15 protein-coding genes are annotated in these 15,105 nt (G+C 60.7%); 2 read left to right on the top strand and 13 right to left on the bottom strand.

Features of this window, described 5'->3' with window-relative positions:
- The 10 genes from WB528_RS10320 to WB528_RS10365 form a co-directional block, all read right to left on the bottom strand.
- Window positions 1-446, bottom strand: a 446-nt coding sequence (locus WB528_RS10320; protein ID WP_423888318.1) for an MlaD family protein, incomplete at its 3' end; no start/stop codon positions are given.
- A 380-nt stretch (window positions 447-826) separates the two neighbouring features.
- Entirely contained in the window at window positions 827-1,549 is a 723-nt protein-coding gene (locus tag WB528_RS10325; protein ID WP_423888319.1) for an ABC transporter ATP-binding protein, read from the bottom strand.
- Window positions 1,546-2,295, bottom strand: a complete 750-nt coding sequence (locus WB528_RS10330) for an ABC transporter ATP-binding protein (RefSeq protein WP_423888320.1) — start codon at window positions 2,293-2,295, stop codon at window positions 1,546-1,548. Before WB528_RS10330 ends, WB528_RS10325 begins: the two co-directional genes overlap by 4 nt.
- Window positions 2,292-3,245 (bottom strand): branched-chain amino acid ABC transporter permease, encoded by a 954-nt coding sequence (locus WB528_RS10335; RefSeq protein WP_423888321.1) that lies wholly within the window; start codon window positions 3,243-3,245, stop codon window positions 2,292-2,294. The genes WB528_RS10330 and WB528_RS10335 overlap by 4 nt, the downstream gene beginning before the upstream one ends.
- Window positions 3,242-4,111, bottom strand: a complete 870-nt coding sequence (locus WB528_RS10340) for a branched-chain amino acid ABC transporter permease (RefSeq protein WP_423888322.1) — start codon at window positions 4,109-4,111, stop codon at window positions 3,242-3,244. The genes WB528_RS10335 and WB528_RS10340 overlap by 4 nt, the downstream gene beginning before the upstream one ends.
- 74 nt (window positions 4,112-4,185) lie before the next feature.
- Entirely contained in the window at window positions 4,186-5,442 is a 1,257-nt protein-coding gene (locus WB528_RS10345; RefSeq protein WP_423888323.1) for an ABC transporter substrate-binding protein, read from the bottom strand.
- 97 nt (window positions 5,443-5,539) lie between these two features.
- Window positions 5,540-6,793 (bottom strand): ABC transporter substrate-binding protein, encoded by a 1,254-nt coding sequence (locus tag WB528_RS10350; protein WP_423888324.1) that lies wholly within the window; start codon window positions 6,791-6,793, stop codon window positions 5,540-5,542.
- A 175-nt stretch (window positions 6,794-6,968) separates the two neighbouring features.
- On the bottom strand, window positions 6,969-7,958 hold the full coding sequence (locus WB528_RS10355; protein WP_423888325.1) for a c-type cytochrome: 990 nt from the start codon (window positions 7,956-7,958) through the stop codon (window positions 6,969-6,971).
- A 19-nt stretch (window positions 7,959-7,977) separates the two neighbouring features.
- A complete protein-coding gene (locus WB528_RS10360; protein WP_423888326.1) occupies window positions 7,978-10,188 on the bottom strand; it encodes an acetate--CoA ligase family protein in 2,211 nt (736 codons plus the stop codon).
- Window positions 10,189-10,307: 119 nt separating this feature from the next.
- Window positions 10,308-11,024 carry a DUF1614 domain-containing protein gene (locus tag WB528_RS10365; RefSeq protein ID WP_423888327.1) on the bottom strand — a complete coding sequence of 239 codons (717 nt, stop codon included), beginning with the start codon at window positions 11,022-11,024 and terminating at the stop codon, window positions 10,308-10,310.
- Between the two features lie 141 nt (window positions 11,025-11,165).
- Here WB528_RS10365 and WB528_RS10370 point away from each other — a divergent pair, with 141 nt between their 5' ends.
- Window positions 11,166-11,819, top strand: coding sequence for a glutathione S-transferase family protein (locus WB528_RS10370; RefSeq protein ID WP_423888328.1), 654 nt, complete (start codon window positions 11,166-11,168; stop codon window positions 11,817-11,819).
- 20 nt (window positions 11,820-11,839) lie between these two features.
- Here WB528_RS10370 and uraD read toward each other — a convergent pair whose 3' ends face one another.
- Window positions 11,840-12,433: a 2-oxo-4-hydroxy-4-carboxy-5-ureidoimidazoline decarboxylase gene (gene uraD / locus WB528_RS10375; protein WP_423888329.1), complete on the bottom strand. Its 594-nt coding sequence runs from the start codon at window positions 12,431-12,433 to the stop codon at window positions 11,840-11,842.
- 24 nt (window positions 12,434-12,457) lie between these two features.
- Window positions 12,458-12,859: a hydroxyisourate hydrolase gene (gene uraH, locus WB528_RS10380; RefSeq protein ID WP_423888332.1), complete on the bottom strand. Its 402-nt coding sequence runs from the start codon at window positions 12,857-12,859 to the stop codon at window positions 12,458-12,460.
- A 268-nt stretch (window positions 12,860-13,127) separates the two neighbouring features.
- On the opposite strand from uraH, the gene WB528_RS10385 reads away from it, so the two are divergent.
- Entirely contained in the window at window positions 13,128-13,499 is a 372-nt protein-coding gene (locus WB528_RS10385) for a hypothetical protein (RefSeq protein ID WP_423888330.1), read from the top strand.
- Between the two features lie 24 nt (window positions 13,500-13,523).
- On the opposite strand, the gene WB528_RS10390 is transcribed toward WB528_RS10385, so the two are convergent.
- Window positions 13,524-15,074: an AMP-binding protein gene (locus tag WB528_RS10390; protein ID WP_423888331.1), complete on the bottom strand. Its 1,551-nt coding sequence runs from the start codon at window positions 15,072-15,074 to the stop codon at window positions 13,524-13,526.
- Window positions 15,075-15,105 lie beyond the last annotated feature (31 nt).

A 15,105-nucleotide genomic window follows, 5' to 3' on the forward strand; every position in this document is an offset into this window, starting at 1 on the left:
GCTTTGGCCAGTGTTTGATCGATGATCCCGCCTCGACTCGCGAGCGACGCGGTGTATGTCTCGAAACTCAAAAGCCCGTCCTTGATCGTCGATTGATTACCGACAAGGAAGTTATCAACATTGTGCAGGGTATCGCGGATCGAGTGGAGTTCGCTCAAATCCGCGGTCAATGTCGGAATGCCGTCCTTGTCGGCCGGCACGGGCGGATCGGATGACTCTCCACCGATCATTGAAATGGCCGCAATGCCGGTGAGCCCCTGAAACTCCAGTCCCACGACGGTGTCCTTGCGGATCGGGGCGCTCTTGTCGACCCTGACAACGGCGACAACCTTGCGCGGGTTGTCCAGTTTGAGCGAGATGACCTTGCCGATCTGAACGCCGTCGAAATTCACACTGCCGCCGCGGCGTAGACCGCTGGCTGAGCCGCCCTCGAACACGATGCGCATCCGCGTTTCCTGCGAGACCGCGCGATATTTCCGAACCCCCAAAAGGCCGACAAAACCTATCGCCACGATCGCGAGCGTCGTGGTTCCGATCATGAGGTTGCTGGCCCGCATCTTCACCCGGGGAAACCCGTTCGATGGATGGTTGAGAGCATCAAGCTCTCGGCGCGGCACCGATTGTACGGGCAAAGCCAAACTGGCGAAAGGCCGATTCCCCAGTGCCGCCTATTTGAAGTTCCTGCACCACAAGCGGCGAATTGGATCCAGGAACTTCGAATAGTAATGCGGCACCAGAATCAATAGGTTTGCCAGTGCCCATAACTTTCCGAAGTTCGCATAAGTGGGTGCAGCGATGGCGCACGAACTTCGGAAAGTGGGCAGTCTTACGTCAGCGTCCATTCCTCGGCGCTGGCGCCGGCCAGCGCCCGGACACGCGCATCGTCAGCGGCAAGTTCGGCGGCCGATCCCGAATAGACGACGATCCCGTCGTCCAGCACATAGGCGTCGTCGGCGATTTCAAGGCTCATTCGCGCGTTTTGTTCAACCAGCAGCACCGAGATGCCCTCGGTCTTCATTTGCTGGACGATGCGGAACACCTCACGCACGATCAGCGGCGCCAGACCCTGCGATGGCTCATCGAGAATCAGTAGCTTCGGATTCAGGAGGAGTGCCCGCGCAATCGACAGCATCTCTTGCTCACCGCCGGAGAGTTGGCGTCCGCGATTGGACTTGCGCTCCTCCAGGCGGGGAAACAGTTGATAGATCCGCGGAATGGTCCACGGTCCGTCGCGCTCCAGCGGCACCTTGAGATTTTCCTCAACGCTGAGGTTGGCAAAAATACGCCGGCCCTCGGGGACATAGCCGACCCCCTCGGCTGCGATGCGGAAGGTCGGCCAATGCGTGGTGTCCTGGCCGAACACGGTAATTTTGCCCTCGCGCGCCGGCGTCAACCCCATCAGGCTTCGCAATGTGGTGGTCTTGCCGGCGCCGTTGCGTCCAAGCAAGGCGGTGATCTTGCCTTCAGCGGCGGCCAAGCTGACGCCATGCAGGATGTGGCTCTTGCCGTAGTAGGTGTGGAGGCCTTCGGCCTTAAGGGCATCGGTCATGCGGCATTGCCCAAATAGGCGGCTTGAACAGCTTCGTTGGCGGCGATCTCCTGCGGCGTGCCTTGCGCCAGCATCCGGCCCTGATCGAGCACACAGATGCGGTCGGCGAGGTGAAACACCACGCGCATATCGTGCTCGATCAGCACGATGGTGTAGTTGCTGTCGCGGTGCAGGCGGCGGATCAACTGTGTGATCTGGTAAGTTTCCTGGTCGCCCATTCCCGCGGTAGGCTCGTCGAGCAGAAGTAGATGCGGCTTGAGCGCCAATGCCATCGCGATTTCGGCGGCACGCTGATCGCCATGAGAAAGCTCGCCCACCAGCCGAGAAGACTTGGCTTCGAGCGACACCAGCTTGAGCGTCTCCTCGACGTTGTGGTGCAGCGTCGTGCTCTCCGCGCGGCTGATCCACGGCCGAAGACGATATCCGCCGGCGACCTCGGCCGCGATCCGGACGTTTTCGAACACGGTCAATTCGGGGAAAATTTCGGTGATCTGGAAAGTGCGCGCCATCCCCCTTGTTACGCGCTCATGCGTTGACAGGCGCGTGATGTCGCGGCCGTCAAAGACGATGGTGCCGGCGGTCGGGGGAAAGAATCCGCTGATCAGGTTGAAGAAGGTGGTTTTTCCGGCACCGTTCGGCCCGATGATCGCGCACATCTCCCCTTTCGCGACACTGAGCGAAACATCGCGCACGGCCACCAGGTTTCCGAAGCGCTTGGTGACGCCGCTGATTTCGAGAACGTTCATGCCTTGCTCCGCTGCAGGAAGCCCAGTAATCCGCGCGGGAAAAACAGCACGACGAGGACGAAAAGCAGGCCCAGAAACGACATCCAGTTGACGGTGACGCTGGAGAGGTAGTCCTGCACGGCCACAAATACGGCGGCGCCGAGCAGCGGCCCCCAGAAACTGCGCATCCCGCCCATCACCGCCATCATGACGAAATCGCCGGACTGGCTGTAGTGCAGCCCGCGCGGGTCGGCGAAGTTGTTGACGAGCGCATAAAGCGCGCCGGCAAATCCCGCGAAGAAGCAGGACATCGTGAACGCAATCCAGATGTGCCGCTCGACGGGAATGCCAAGGAAACGCGCGCGCCGCTCGTTTTCGCGAATCGCGATCATGGTCCGGCCGAAAGGTGATTGCAGGATGAACCCCATGACACCGACCGCAAGCGCAAAGCAGAACAGCACGAAGTAGTAGAAATTGTTGGCGTTCGACAGGATGTCGAGCTTGAACAGGCCGAGATCGATCGGCTGGCGCGAGAATCCGCGCAGTCCGTCGTCGCCGCCCGTTAGCGAACTCCACTGAAAGGCGATGTAGTAGAACACCTGGCCGAAGGCGATCGTCACCATGGCGAAGTAGACGCCGCGCCGCCGTACGATCAGCATGCCGAGAATGGCGCCGCAAACGCCGCCGAGCAGCATGCCCAGCACGAGCGCGAGCGGGGTACTCGGCGCCAGAAATTTCAGGGCGAGCCCGGTCCCATAGGCGCCAAGCCCGAAATAGGCGGCATGCCCGAACGACAGGACGCCGGTAAATCCAAGAAGGAAATTCACCGACATTGCGGCGAGGCCCAGCACCAGTATTCGGGTCGCCAGCGCGGTATATCCGCCGAGCGGCGCCATCCAATACGGAGCAAAGATCAGCAGCACCCAAATCGCCGAAAGGACGATGAGCTTGCGGGTTTGTTCGGCACTCAACTCAACATTCCTTCTTCGCCGAACAGTCCGCGTGGACGCAGCAGCAGCACGACCGCCATCATGACGTAGATAATCGCTTCGCTCGCGGCTGGATAGAATACCGCAGTCAAGCCCGAAGCTACCCCGATCAGCAAGCCTCCCACCAGTGTTCCGGGCAGGCTGCCGATGCCGCCGACAATGATGGCGATGAAGCTTGGCATCAGGAGTCCCGTGCCCATGGTCGGTTCAAGGCCCAGCTGGCCGGCGGCGAGCACGCCGCTCAAGCCAGCAAGAAAGATTCCGACGGCGAAATTGAGCGAACGCAGCATCTGCACGTTGATGCCGAGGGCTGCGACCGTTTCGAGGTCGAGCGTGCCGGCCCGAATCCGGACGCCCAGACGGGTATAGCGAAGAAGTACAAAGAGCAGCGCAACGGCAACCATCACCACGGCCACCATGAAGAGGCGATAACCGGTGATGAAGAACAGGTCGTTGCTCAGCGGCTGTGCCAGAAAAGGCGGAATGGTGACTGGCTTGCCTTGCGGGCCCCAGATGAAGCGGGTGCCGTCCTCGATCATGAAGGCGAGACCGAAGGTCAGCAGCAGGCTGTAGAGGGGATCCCGGCCGTAAAGCGGGCGGATCAGAACGCGTTCGATGATGAGTCCGAGGACAGCTGTCAACGGCGGCGCCACCAGCAGCGCGCCCCAGAAACCGATATAGGGGGTGATGGTGTAGGCAATGTAGCCGCCGATGACCAGAAATCCGCCATGGGCGAAGTTGATGACGTTGCTCAGGTTGAGGATGAGCGACAGGCCGAGAGCCATCAATACATAGAAGGCACCAATGATGAGCCCGTTGGTGACGTTAAATAGAAGCAGTTGCGTCATAATTCACCGATGATGTCCCCTTGCACTTTCCCGGGAGACGCACGCTCCCGGGCCCATGACCGGCTAACGCGATGCTATGTTGGCCACTGGATCGTGCAGCCGGTCTCACTCACGGCCGGGGCCGTCTTGTCGCCGGGCACGACTTCGTCGACGCGGTAGAGATCTTCGGGATCGTCCTTGCCCTTGGATTGCGCCTCGCCGACAAAGGCCGAGGTCATCAGCTGATGATCGCCCTTGCGATAATAAACCTTGTTGGGTTGCAGCTTGACGTCGTCCGGCAATTCGAAGTTCTCAAGGGCGGCTGCGAGCTTGGCGGCGTCGAGGCTCTTTTCGCGGTTTGCCACCAGCCCAAAGCTCATCGCCGAAACGTAACCGAACCAATGCCTGGCGGTCGGCACGTGTCCTTTATTGACTTTGCGGATATCGGCGACGAATTTGTCGACGCCGGCAACGCCCGGCTGCTTCCAGTACCATTCGAACATCCAGACGCCGATGCGCGCCTCCGGCGGCAGTCCAGCAAGCGATTCCAGTTCCTGCTGAGTGCCCGCCACATGAATCTGCTTGTCGAGGCCGAACTGCACGACTTGCTTCAAGCAGTTGATCATGTCCGAGCCCTGCACCAGGAGGAGCAACACATCCGGGCTCGCGGCGCGCGCTTTGATCAAATAGGCGGAGAAATCTGTGGTGCCGAGAGGCGTGAGCTCGTTGCCCGTCACGGTGCCGCCGAGCTTCTTGAGGTCTGCCGTACAAGCGTCATACAGCGTATGACCGAAGGCGTAGTCGGGCGTGATGAAGTGCCATTTCTTGCCGTATTTCTTGAACAAGACGTCGCAAACCGAGTTTGCTTCCATGCGGGTGGTGTTGCAGACACGGAAGACGTTCCACTTGCAGTCCTTGCCGGTAATCGAATCGGTGTGGCCGCCCGAAACGATGTGCAGGATTTTCTTTTCGTTGGTGACCTGGGCGATCGCCGCGGCGATGCCGGAATTGACGTCACCGATCATGAAGTTGACCTGGTCGCGCTCGATCAGCTTGCGGGCCTTCTGCACGCCGGTGCCGACGTCGTTGGCGGAGTCTTCCACCAACAGCTCGACCTGACGCCCGAGGATGCCGCCTTTGGCGTTGATCTGTTCGACCGCGAGCTTGGCGCCCATCACCTCGTTGCCGGCGGGCGCGGCGTAGACCCCGGTGAGAGGATCGACCATGCCGATGCGGACCGGCGTCTCACCCCGTGCCTGGATGATGAACGGAGATGCCACCTGAAAGGTGCCGAGCGCGGCAGCGCCCTTGATCAGGGTGCGCCGGTTGAAGTTGAAAGTTTGTGACGTCATTAAAGCTTCCTCCGAACGGTTATTATTATTCTGCCCAAGTCTACATGGAGACCGGAGCGTCGGGCCGAAAATCTTCGATGGTTGATTGGTGTCTCGGTCAGGCAGGCCATTGTATCTTGCAGCCGGTGGCTTCCGCCGGCCCGGCGGCCTTCTCGCCCGGCACCGGGGCACGTACCGTGAACATATTATCGGGATCGCCCTTGGGTGGGTGTGCCTCGCCGACAAACACCGTGCTCATCAGTTCGTGGTCTCCGGCGCGGAATTCAGGCGCGCCTGGTTGCAAGGCGATTTCCGGCGGCAGTTTGAATCCGGATAACGCGCGTGCCAGCTTCACCGAATCGAGCGTCTTCTCCCGATTGGCGATCGCTGCGAGTGTTTGTACCGAAACGTAGCCGAACCAGTTGCGAGCGGTTGCCGAAAGGCCGGTGATTTTCTTGATGGAAGCATTGAATTCCGCGACATGCGGGACGCCCGGCTGGTCCCACCACCATTCCATGGTCCACCAGCCGACGCGCGCGCCATCGGGCACAGCGCGTATGCTTTCAAGCTCGAACAGGGTGCCGCCGACCGCCATCTGCTTGTCGAGGCCGAACTGTACGAACTGCTTGAGGCTTGAAACCTGGTCGCCTCCGCCCATGACGTTGATCAACACCTGTGGGCCATAGGCCTTTGCCTGGATCAAATAGGCCGAATAGTCCGCGGTGCCCAACGGCACCAGTGCGCCGGAGGACGTACCACCGGCGGCCTTCAGCAATTTTTCGAAGCCGGCCTGGACCGAGTGTCCATAGGCATAGTCCGGCGTCAGGAAGTACCATTTCTTGCCGAACTTCTCCATTAGCGTGGTGGCGATGGCGTTGGCATCCATGGCAGTCGAATTGCAGACCCTGAACACGTTCCACGAGCAATTGGCGCCGGTGATCGGATCGGTATGGCCCCCGGATACGATATGGAGCACTTTCTTCTCGCTGGTGACTTGCGCCATCGCGATCGCGATCCCGGAATTGACGTCGCCGATGATGAAACTCACCTGGTCGCGCTCGATCAGCTTGCGGGTCTTTTGCACCCCGGTGCCGACATCGTTCGCGGAGTCCTCAATCAGGAGCTCAAGGGGCCGGCCCAGGATGCCGCCCTTCTTGTTGATCTCCTCGGCGGCGAATTTTGCGCCTACGATCTCACTCTGAGCGATCGCAGCATAAACCCCGGTCAGCGGGTCGACCATGCCGATCCGTACCGGCGTTTCGCCTCTCGCCTTGATGATGAAGGGTGACGTAAATTGCACTGCAGCAAGCGTAGCGCCCGTACGCAAAACGGTCCGCCGGTCAACCGGCCATGATCGTCGCGAGGTACCCATGACTGTCCTCCCAGACTAGGTCGCGAATTTTCCGCTGGCACTCTTCGGTGCCTTTTGCGGGCGGAAAGGTAGCCTTTCCGCAACGGCTTTGCCAATGACCATCCGGGCCAAAACCTGCAACCTTCGACCTAAGTTGCAGAGTTCTGGAAGGCCGATCGCGGCATAGCGCCGCAAGCTACGGCGTTAGCGACGAAACATAGGCGGCGAGCGAGATCATGTTGTCATGCGATAGCCTCTCAACGACGGGCGCCATCAGTGCGCCCGCGCTTCCAGCCCGCGCATGCTGTTGGAAGTCGTAGAGTTGGCGGACGAGGTAACTCGGCGATCGTCCCGCAATTCCAGGGATCGAAGCAACGCCCTTCAGATCCGGACCATGGCAGATGGCACAAGGCGTGGTGACGCCCGCGCCGCCGGTCTTAACCAGGGCCTCGCCCTTGGCGATGCTTCCTTTCGGTACGTAGGCGATGAACTGCGAACGCGTATCGCGATGTTCGAATTGCGCGGCATCCGCCGGCACCTCGACGATGCGCTGCCCGATCGGTTCGGTGCCGCCGTCCTTCACCAGCATGTAAAACACCCGCGCGATCTGGGTCGCCGGGACGGTGTCGGCCTCCACCACCTTGATATTGGCCTTGGGCTTCAGCGAGGAGAAATAAGCCGCCGCAGCCTTGATCTCTTCCGCATTGCTGGCTTTGGCAATGGCCATCATTGTGACGCTCGGGCTGCGCTGTGGGCCGGCGAATTTCCGCGCCCCGCTTTTGTAGTCCTCGATCTGCTGGACGATGTAGGCCGCGGGCAGGCCGGCCAGGCTGGCGTTTTCCGGCCCGCCAGTGCCTGCGGCGCGATGACACGAACCGCAGGCTCGCACATCCGGCATCCGGCCGTGCGCCACCACGTCCGGCATCGGGGGATGATCGTCCGGGTGCCAATCCGGCACGAAGAACAGATTGCGCTCCTGGGTGATCGTGAAGCTTTCGGTGCTGTCGGGAACATGCCGCGGCACACCGTCGTCGGGCGCGGCCTTGAAGTCCGGAGCCCATGGATAGGCCCATGCCGGGAACGAGCCCGGGGCTGCGGAAGCCGGAGTTGGAGGCTGGTTCTGCGCGATCGAAACGCTGCTTGCGGCCATGCCGATTACCGCCATCGCGGCTAACGCCATTCTCATTGGTTTCCCCCGGTAACTATTAGTGGCTGTTGGTGCCTTTCGCAGCTTCATTATTGAGAACGATCAAGCCGTCGACTGCAATGCCGGCGCGGCTGTTGACCAGAAACGGATTGACGTCGATCGAAGCAATCCGGTTTCCGGCGTCCACCATGATATTGGACAGGCCGATGAGCGCCTTGACGACGGAAGCTTCATGCAACGCCGGCTTGCCGCGATAGCCGCGAAGCTTGACGCCGGCCTTGGTGCGGCCGATCAGTTTTTTGGCCTCGATGGCGTCGAGCGGGGCGCCGGCCAATGCGACATCTTTCATCAATTCGATTTCGATGCCGCCGGTGCCGAACAAGACGACCGGACCCATCTCGGCATCGAGCGCGGTGCCGACCACAAGCTCGAGATCGGCCTTGACCTGCCGGGCGATCAGGATGCCGTCGATTTTCGGCTTGCTCTTGAGTTTCTGCACGCGCGCGGTGATCTGGTCGAAGGCTCTTCTGACCTCGGCGTTGCTGTTGATGCTGAGAACCACGCCGCCCACGTCTGATTTATGCAGGATCTCCGCGCTCACGACCTTGGCGACGACGGGAAAGCCGATCTTTTTGGCGATTTTCACCGCCTCTGATGAGGTACGTGCAATGGCTTCCTTCGACACTGGAATGCCATAGGCCTTCAGAAGCTTTTTGGAGGAGACTTCGTCAAGCGCCGCATCCTTGGTGTTCTTCAGGAGGCGCTCGAGCGTGGCGCGCGCCGAGGCGGACGAGCTTGATGTGATCTCCGGCACGTCCTTGGCAAGGGCCGCATATTCGATCAGCGCCTTGATCGCGCCCACGGCACGGTCGAGGCCTTGCATCACCGCAATATGTGGTAGCGATTTTCGCAGGTCCTTGGTGAATTCGGTAAAGCCGATCGACATCGTCGAGATGTAGATCACCGGCTTGCCTGCGTTGGCGGCCATCTCGTCGACGCGGCGCAGGTTGCGCTCGCGCAATTCGTGCGGTGCTTTTGGCAATTCGGCGTCGATGATGACGATATCGGTGTCGGGATCGTCGATCATGATCTTGATCGACTGGATGTAGACCGATGGATCGACCACTGCCGCAAACCCCGCATCGAGCGGGTTGCCGACGATCGAGCCGGGGCCGAGCATTTTCGCAAGCTTCTCGCTGGCCGCGGGACTTAAACTCGCGAAGTTGAGGCCGGCCGCCGAGAACGCGTCGATCAGCAGGCCGCGCTTGCCGCCCGACAGGGTCACGGCGGCAAGCCGCGCGCCTTTCGGCAAGGCCGCGTGGACGAAGCATTCCGTGGTTTCGACCAACTCATCGAGGCCGCGGGCGCGGATCACGCCTTCGCGCGCCGAGATCGCATCGAAGCTTTCGATCGAACCGGCCAGTGCGCCGGTATGCGCCATCGCGGCCGCACGACCACCTTCGGAAGCGCCGAGCTTGATCGCGATCACCGGCTTGCCGGCGGCACGCGCGGCCTTGCAGGCTTCGCGGAAGGCTTTGGTGTTGCGAACGCCTTCGAGGTACACGACAATGGCGCGGACCGAGGGATCGATCGCGAAATAATTCATCAGGTCGGTGGTCTCCAGGCCGGCTTCGTTTCCCGTCGTGACCATATAGCCGACGCCGACACCGCGATCCTCCAGCGCCTGGCGGATGGCCATCACGATCGCGCCGGACTGGCCGGCGATCGCGACTGGACCCGCCTCCATGGTCACGACACGGTCGTCGATATTGGTGAAGAGTTTTTCTCCCGCGCTCAAATTGCCGAGGCAGTTCGGACCGGTGACGGCAAGCCCGGTTTCGCGGATCGCTTGTTGCAGTTCGACAGCCAGCCTCTGGCTGTCGCCATCCTGAAGTTCGCTGAAGCCGGAGGTCACGATCGTCGCCGAACGTGCGCCGGCCGCCGCGGCATCCCGGATCACCTGAACCGCAAAACGTGCGGGCACCAACACCAGCACATGATCGGGTTTGTCCGGCAGGCTGGCGAAATCCTTGTAACAGGGCACCCCCCAGATGGTTTCGCGTTTGCTGTTGACCGGATACAGGCCGCCCTCGAACCCGTATTTGATCAGGTTGTTCCAGATCCGCTCGGCGTAGTTGCCCGGCTTATCGGTGGCGCCGACCAGCACGATATTGCGCGGGTGCAGCATGGCATGAATTTGCTGGACGACGCGGCTGGCCTGAGGCGACGGCGACCACTTCCCGGCCGCATGTTTTGAACGGGCTTCCATGATCCTTGACCGTTACCTCAGATGAAATTTTGGACGTTGGTTGAAAAAAGCGGGGTTTCATTTCTTATTATTGGTAGTCGGCGGGGGTGGCAACTCGCGCGGGGCGAGGACCTGTCCCGCTACCAAGCTGGCCGCGGTCGCGATGGCGAGACGATGCCGGCGAGCAGCACCGCGAGAATGCCGGTCAGGAAGATGCCGTCGAAGGTACCTGCGCCCCCGATCGAGGCGACCGGTGCGCCAAGGCCGGTGATCTTGTCGAGGTTGGTAAGGTCGGCTCCGATCAATGTCCCCATCGAGCCGCCGATATAGGCGAGCGGGGCAGCGTATTCGCGCGACAGGATAAAGGCCAGGATCGCGGTCGCGATGACCGGTGCAAAGACCGGCACTGCAATGCCTAGTCCGTGCACCGGCGTTGCCATCGAATGGATGATGAAGGCGACGACGACGACGGCGATTGTTGCCTTGCCCCATAGCTGGTAGCGGAGCATGAGATAGCTCGACATCAGCGTCGGGATCACCGCACCGCCGACATTGACCGCAAGCACCGTGCCGGCCCATTGGTGGACCACCGGCACGACATATTGCATGCCGAAGAAATCGACCACCTCGCCGGACTTCACCATTTCTCCGGGCAGGATCGTCACCGGGATGTTGAAATAGCTGCCGATCAGCGAGCCGAACAACAGGAGCATCGCTGCTCCCGGGCCGACGCCGAGCTTCATATAGGCGTATCGGAGAATCCGGAGCTGAATCAGGATGATCAGCCCGACGAACAGCAGCACCAGGACGGAAAACAATGCCGGCGTGAGCGGCAGATAGTGAACCTGAGAGCCCATAGCAAAAATCGGCGGTTGAGAATCGGTTGCTTGTCCCACTTAAATTGGGAAGCTGATCGCACCCTCGCAAGGTTCGAATTTCGCTTGGTCGCGGCGATGATAAGGTAGATTTTGGCAGTCGGACCACGGGGAGATTGCGTCGTGATTACACTCTATCACTGCACGGCAGCGCGCTCGTTTCGGCCGCTTTGGGCGCTGGAGGAACTCAAGCTTCCCTATGAGCTCAAGATGCTGCCGTTCCCGCCGCGGGTATTTGCGAAGGAATATCTCGCCCTCAATCCGCTCGGTACCATTCCGCTGATGATCGATGGCGATGTCCGCATGACGGAATCGGCAGCGATCGTTCAATATCTGGCCACGCGCTATGGCCCAACGCCGCTTGCGGTAGGCCTCGACGAGCCTGCCTTCGGCGCCTATCTCAACTGGCTGCATTTCGGAGAGGCGACGCTGACCTTCCCGCAAACCCTGGTGCTGCGTTACTCCAAACTCGAGCCGGAAGGTCGGCGAAACCCGCAAGTGGTGGCCGACTATTCAAAGTGGTTTTTCGGCCGGTTGCGTGCCGTCGAGGCGGCGGTTGCCAGCCGCGAGACGCTGTGTGGCGGCAGGTTCACAGTCGCCGATATTTCCGTGGGCTATGCGCTGTTGGTGGCGGAGCGTATCGGTCTTGCGAGCGATTTCGGCCCGGCGGTCGCGGCCTACTGGCAGAGATTGCAGCAGCGCGACGGGTTTCGCCGGGCAGTGAAAGCCGAAATATCGGCGGGCGAGCAGCAGAAAGTCGCGGGCACTTCGTGGTGATGGACGAATGCGCTCATTACTCAGGTTGCGTCGAGCAGTTTATCTAGCCGCAACCGCGTGATGATGTAGACGTTCTGCAAGTCGTTGGCGAACTCGGTTTGAGTGTCGTTTTTCAGACGGCGTTTGAACTCGAAGAAGATGCCTTCCTTGGTGTACATCCTCACGGCGATGATGAACGGAAATCCGAACTTCGCCCTGTAGGCCGCGTTGAGGCCTGACAACTCCGCGAATTCGTCCGAAGAAAGCGTATTAAGTCCGGCGCTCGCCTGCTCGGCGACCGAGGAGGCGGTCATGGTGCCGGCCTTGGCTTCCTTGCCGGCGAGATCGGGATGGCTTTGCAACAAGGCAAGCTGCTGGGATGCCGGGGCATTTTTCGCAACGGCAACCATGGCGGCATGCAGGTCGTCGAGGCTGGCAAACGGCCGCTTCTCCCAGGCCTTCTCGGCGACCCATGGCGACTTTTCGAAGATGCTGCCGAACTTTTTCACGAAGGCAGCGCGATCCATCGCGTTGATCGGCGCCATGTCGGGCGGGCCGGCAATCGCAGCCGGCCCGAACATCAGCGCGCAAACCAGGGAAGCCACAAAGGAGAAGCGAGCGATCATGTTGGGCATCCTCGTCCCTGAACGCGTGCCGTGTTAGCTGCCGCGGTAGGTGGTGTAGCTCCAGGGCGCTACCAGGATCGGCACATGATAATGCGACTTGGCATCCGCGATGCCAAACTGGATGACGGCCTTCTCCAGGAAGGGCGGGTTGGGCAGCTGGGTGCCGAGCTTGGCGAAGTACTCGCCGACATAGAATACCAGCTGGAATTTGCCGGTCTTCATGTTCTCCGGCGTCAGCAGAGGTTCGGCATTGCGACCGTCCGCATTGGTGTGCACCGTCTTGAGCAGCTTGTAGGTGTCGCCCTCGAGCTCGCTGAATTCGATCTTGATGCCCTCGCCAGGCTTGCCGTTCGCCGTATCGAGAACGTGGGTAGTCAATCCTGGCGTTCCGGCCGCCAGCGCGGTCTTGCTGGTGAATGCCGCCAGCGCCAACATCGCCGAACCCGTTCCCAGCAGACCCCGTCGATTAAGTAGTGTCATTGTCCCTGCTCCGTTTAGGTTTGGCCTGCGCGTGATGGCAAAGGCCGATCCAAATTAGCGCTGCAAAAAAAGCGCCAAGCAAGACATTTCTCCTGCACCAGCCGGTGCGAGGAGGTAACTGCAATCAGCGCTTGAGCGACGGATTGTCACGCCCTTTGGCGGCCTGCTCGGTCACAGCACGGACCTTCGCCATCATCGCATTGCAATATTCGTCGCGGTCGCGATGAAACGCCTGCTGGCGGGCGCGGAAGGCAGCAACCCTCCGGCCGATTTCATCGCGCAGGTCGCCATGGCTGATCGGAGAGAGACGGGTGACCGGCAGGATGTCAGTGCGACGTTCCACCGTCGAAGGCCGAACCGGGGATACCGGTGGAAGGCGGGTTTCGAGCCGGCGATCGGCATCCGCCGTTTTTCCGGCGACGGACTGCACGAACGCCATCGTTTGCGCAACCAAGAGATCGCGTTCTTGCTTCCACGTCATGCCGCCCCTCAGCCCGAAAGATATTTCGGCAAAAAGCCGATCATCATTCAAGCGATGGACTGCGCGAAGTCCAGATGGAAAAACGCGCCGTCCACTGAATCGTTGCGCAAATAGAACTTCAGCGGTGTCCGGGTCTTCTCACACGATGCGGGAGGTCTTGTCGCCCCAATAGCGGTCGCGCAAGAGCCGCTTGTAGAGTTTGCCCGTGGGAAGCCGGGGCAATTGCTCCTCGAAATCGATCGAGCGCGGCACCTTCTGGCGGGACAGCGACTGGCTACAGAAGCCAATCAGCTCTTCAGCGAGTTCCGCACACGGCCGAATCCCGGGCATGGGTTGCACCACCGCTTTGACCTCCTCGCCGAGATCGGCATTGGGCACTCCGAAAACGGCGGCGTCGGCAATCTTCGGGTGGGTGATCAGCAGGTTTTCGCATTCCTGCGGGTAGATATTGACGCCTCCCGAGATGATCATGAAGGTCGCGCGGTCGGTGAGGTGGAGATAGCCATCGTTATCGACATAACCGACATCGCCCACCGTGCTCATGCTGCCGTCCGGCGATCGGGCTTCGCGGGTCTTGCTCGGGTCGTTGAAATACTCGAATGCGCTTGCGGTCTTGAACCAGATCGTGCCCGGCGTTCCGGTCGGACAGGGCTTCATGTCCTCGTCGAGAATGTGAAGATCGCCGAGCAGAACCCGGCCCACCGTGCCGCGATGCGCCAGCCATTCCGCGCTGTTGCAGGCGGTAAAGCCGAGGCCTTCGGTAGCGCCGTAATATTCGTGAATGATCGGCCCCCACCATTTGATCATGTCGTCCTTGACGGCGGCGGGGCAGGGAGCGGCGGCATGAATTGCGATTTCAAGCGATGACAGATCGTAACGGGAGCGCACGTCCTCCGGCAGCTTCAGCATGCGTGAGAACATCGTCGGAACCAGCTGGCTGTGGGTAACGCCCCATTTCTCGACCAGTTCGAGGTAACGCTGCGGATCGAAACTCTCCATGATGATGACGGTGCCGCCCATTCGGATCGTGAGATTGACCGCGGCCTGCGGCGCCGAGTGATAGAGCGGCGCGGGTGACAGGTAGATCATGCCTTCGCGGTATTGCCAGAGCTTCTGCAGGAAATCGAACAGCGGCATTTGCTGCGAAGGCGGTTGATCCGCGAGCGGGCGCAAGATGCCTTTGGGACGCCCGGTTGTGCCTGACGAATAAAGCATCGCGGTACCGATGCACTCGTCCTCGATCGGCGTTTTTGGAAGGTGGGCGGTCGCTTCGTTCAACCCGACGATGCGTTCGCCTTCGCCTGTGCCGTCGGCCACGATGCAGAGCTCAACCTTCGGACATTGCGTGAGCGCCTCGCGGGCGACGTCGAGCTTGGCAACGGAAGTGATGAGAACGCGGGATTCACTGTTGTTGACGATGTAGGCAAGCTCGGCCGCCGTCAGGAAGGAATTGACGCAGGTGAAATAGAGGCCGGCCCTCTCGCCTGCGCCGCAAGCTTCGAGATAGCGGCTGTTGTTCTCCATGTAGATCGCATAGTGATCCAAACGCTTCAGGCCGCGGCTGCGAAACAGATGGGCCAGGCGATTGGTGCGCGCCTCCAGTTCGGCATAGCTCACGGACTCGCCGGAGTTCGCCATGATGAAAGCGGGCTGGAGCGGGCGGAGATTAGCGTGCTTGCCGGTATACATCGTTCAGCAACTCCCCTCGTACGGCCGGCAG

Source organism: Bradyrhizobium sp. (genome assembly GCF_049586575.1).
Lineage (GTDB): Bacteria > Pseudomonadota > Alphaproteobacteria > Rhizobiales > Xanthobacteraceae > Bradyrhizobium.

Coding starts and splice junctions, on each gene's coding strand:
- WB528_RS10345 (WP_423888323.1), bottom strand. CDS start 5,442: ATGACGTCACAAACTTTCAACTTCAACCGGCGCACCCTGATCAAGGGC.
- WB528_RS10350 (WP_423888324.1), bottom strand. CDS start 6,793: ATGGGTACCTCGCGACGATCATGGCCGGTTGACCGGCGGACCGTTTTG.
- uraD (WP_423888329.1), bottom strand. CDS start 12,433: ATGCCCAACATGATCGCTCGCTTCTCCTTTGTGGCTTCCCTGGTTTGC.
- uraH (WP_423888332.1), bottom strand. CDS start 12,859: ATGTTGGCGCTGGCGGCATTCACCAGCAAGACCGCGCTGGCGGCCGGA.
- WB528_RS10355 (WP_423888325.1), bottom strand. CDS start 7,958: ATGAGAATGGCGTTAGCCGCGATGGCGGTAATCGGCATGGCCGCAAGC.
- WB528_RS10390 (WP_423888331.1), bottom strand. CDS start 15,074: ATGTATACCGGCAAGCACGCTAATCTCCGCCCGCTCCAGCCCGCTTTC.
- WB528_RS10340 (WP_423888322.1), bottom strand. CDS start 4,111: ATGACGCAACTGCTTCTATTTAACGTCACCAACGGGCTCATCATTGGT.
- WB528_RS10365 (WP_423888327.1), bottom strand. CDS start 11,024: ATGGGCTCTCAGGTTCACTATCTGCCGCTCACGCCGGCATTGTTTTCC.
- WB528_RS10325 (WP_423888319.1), bottom strand. CDS start 1,549: ATGACCGATGCCCTTAAGGCCGAAGGCCTCCACACCTACTACGGCAAG.
- WB528_RS10385 (WP_423888330.1), top strand. CDS start 13,128: ATGAAACGCCTGCTGGCGGGCGCGGAAGGCAGCAACCCTCCGGCCGAT.
- WB528_RS10330 (WP_423888320.1), bottom strand. CDS start 2,295: ATGAACGTTCTCGAAATCAGCGGCGTCACCAAGCGCTTCGGAAACCTG.
- WB528_RS10360 (WP_423888326.1), bottom strand. CDS start 10,188: ATGGAAGCCCGTTCAAAACATGCGGCCGGGAAGTGGTCGCCGTCGCCT.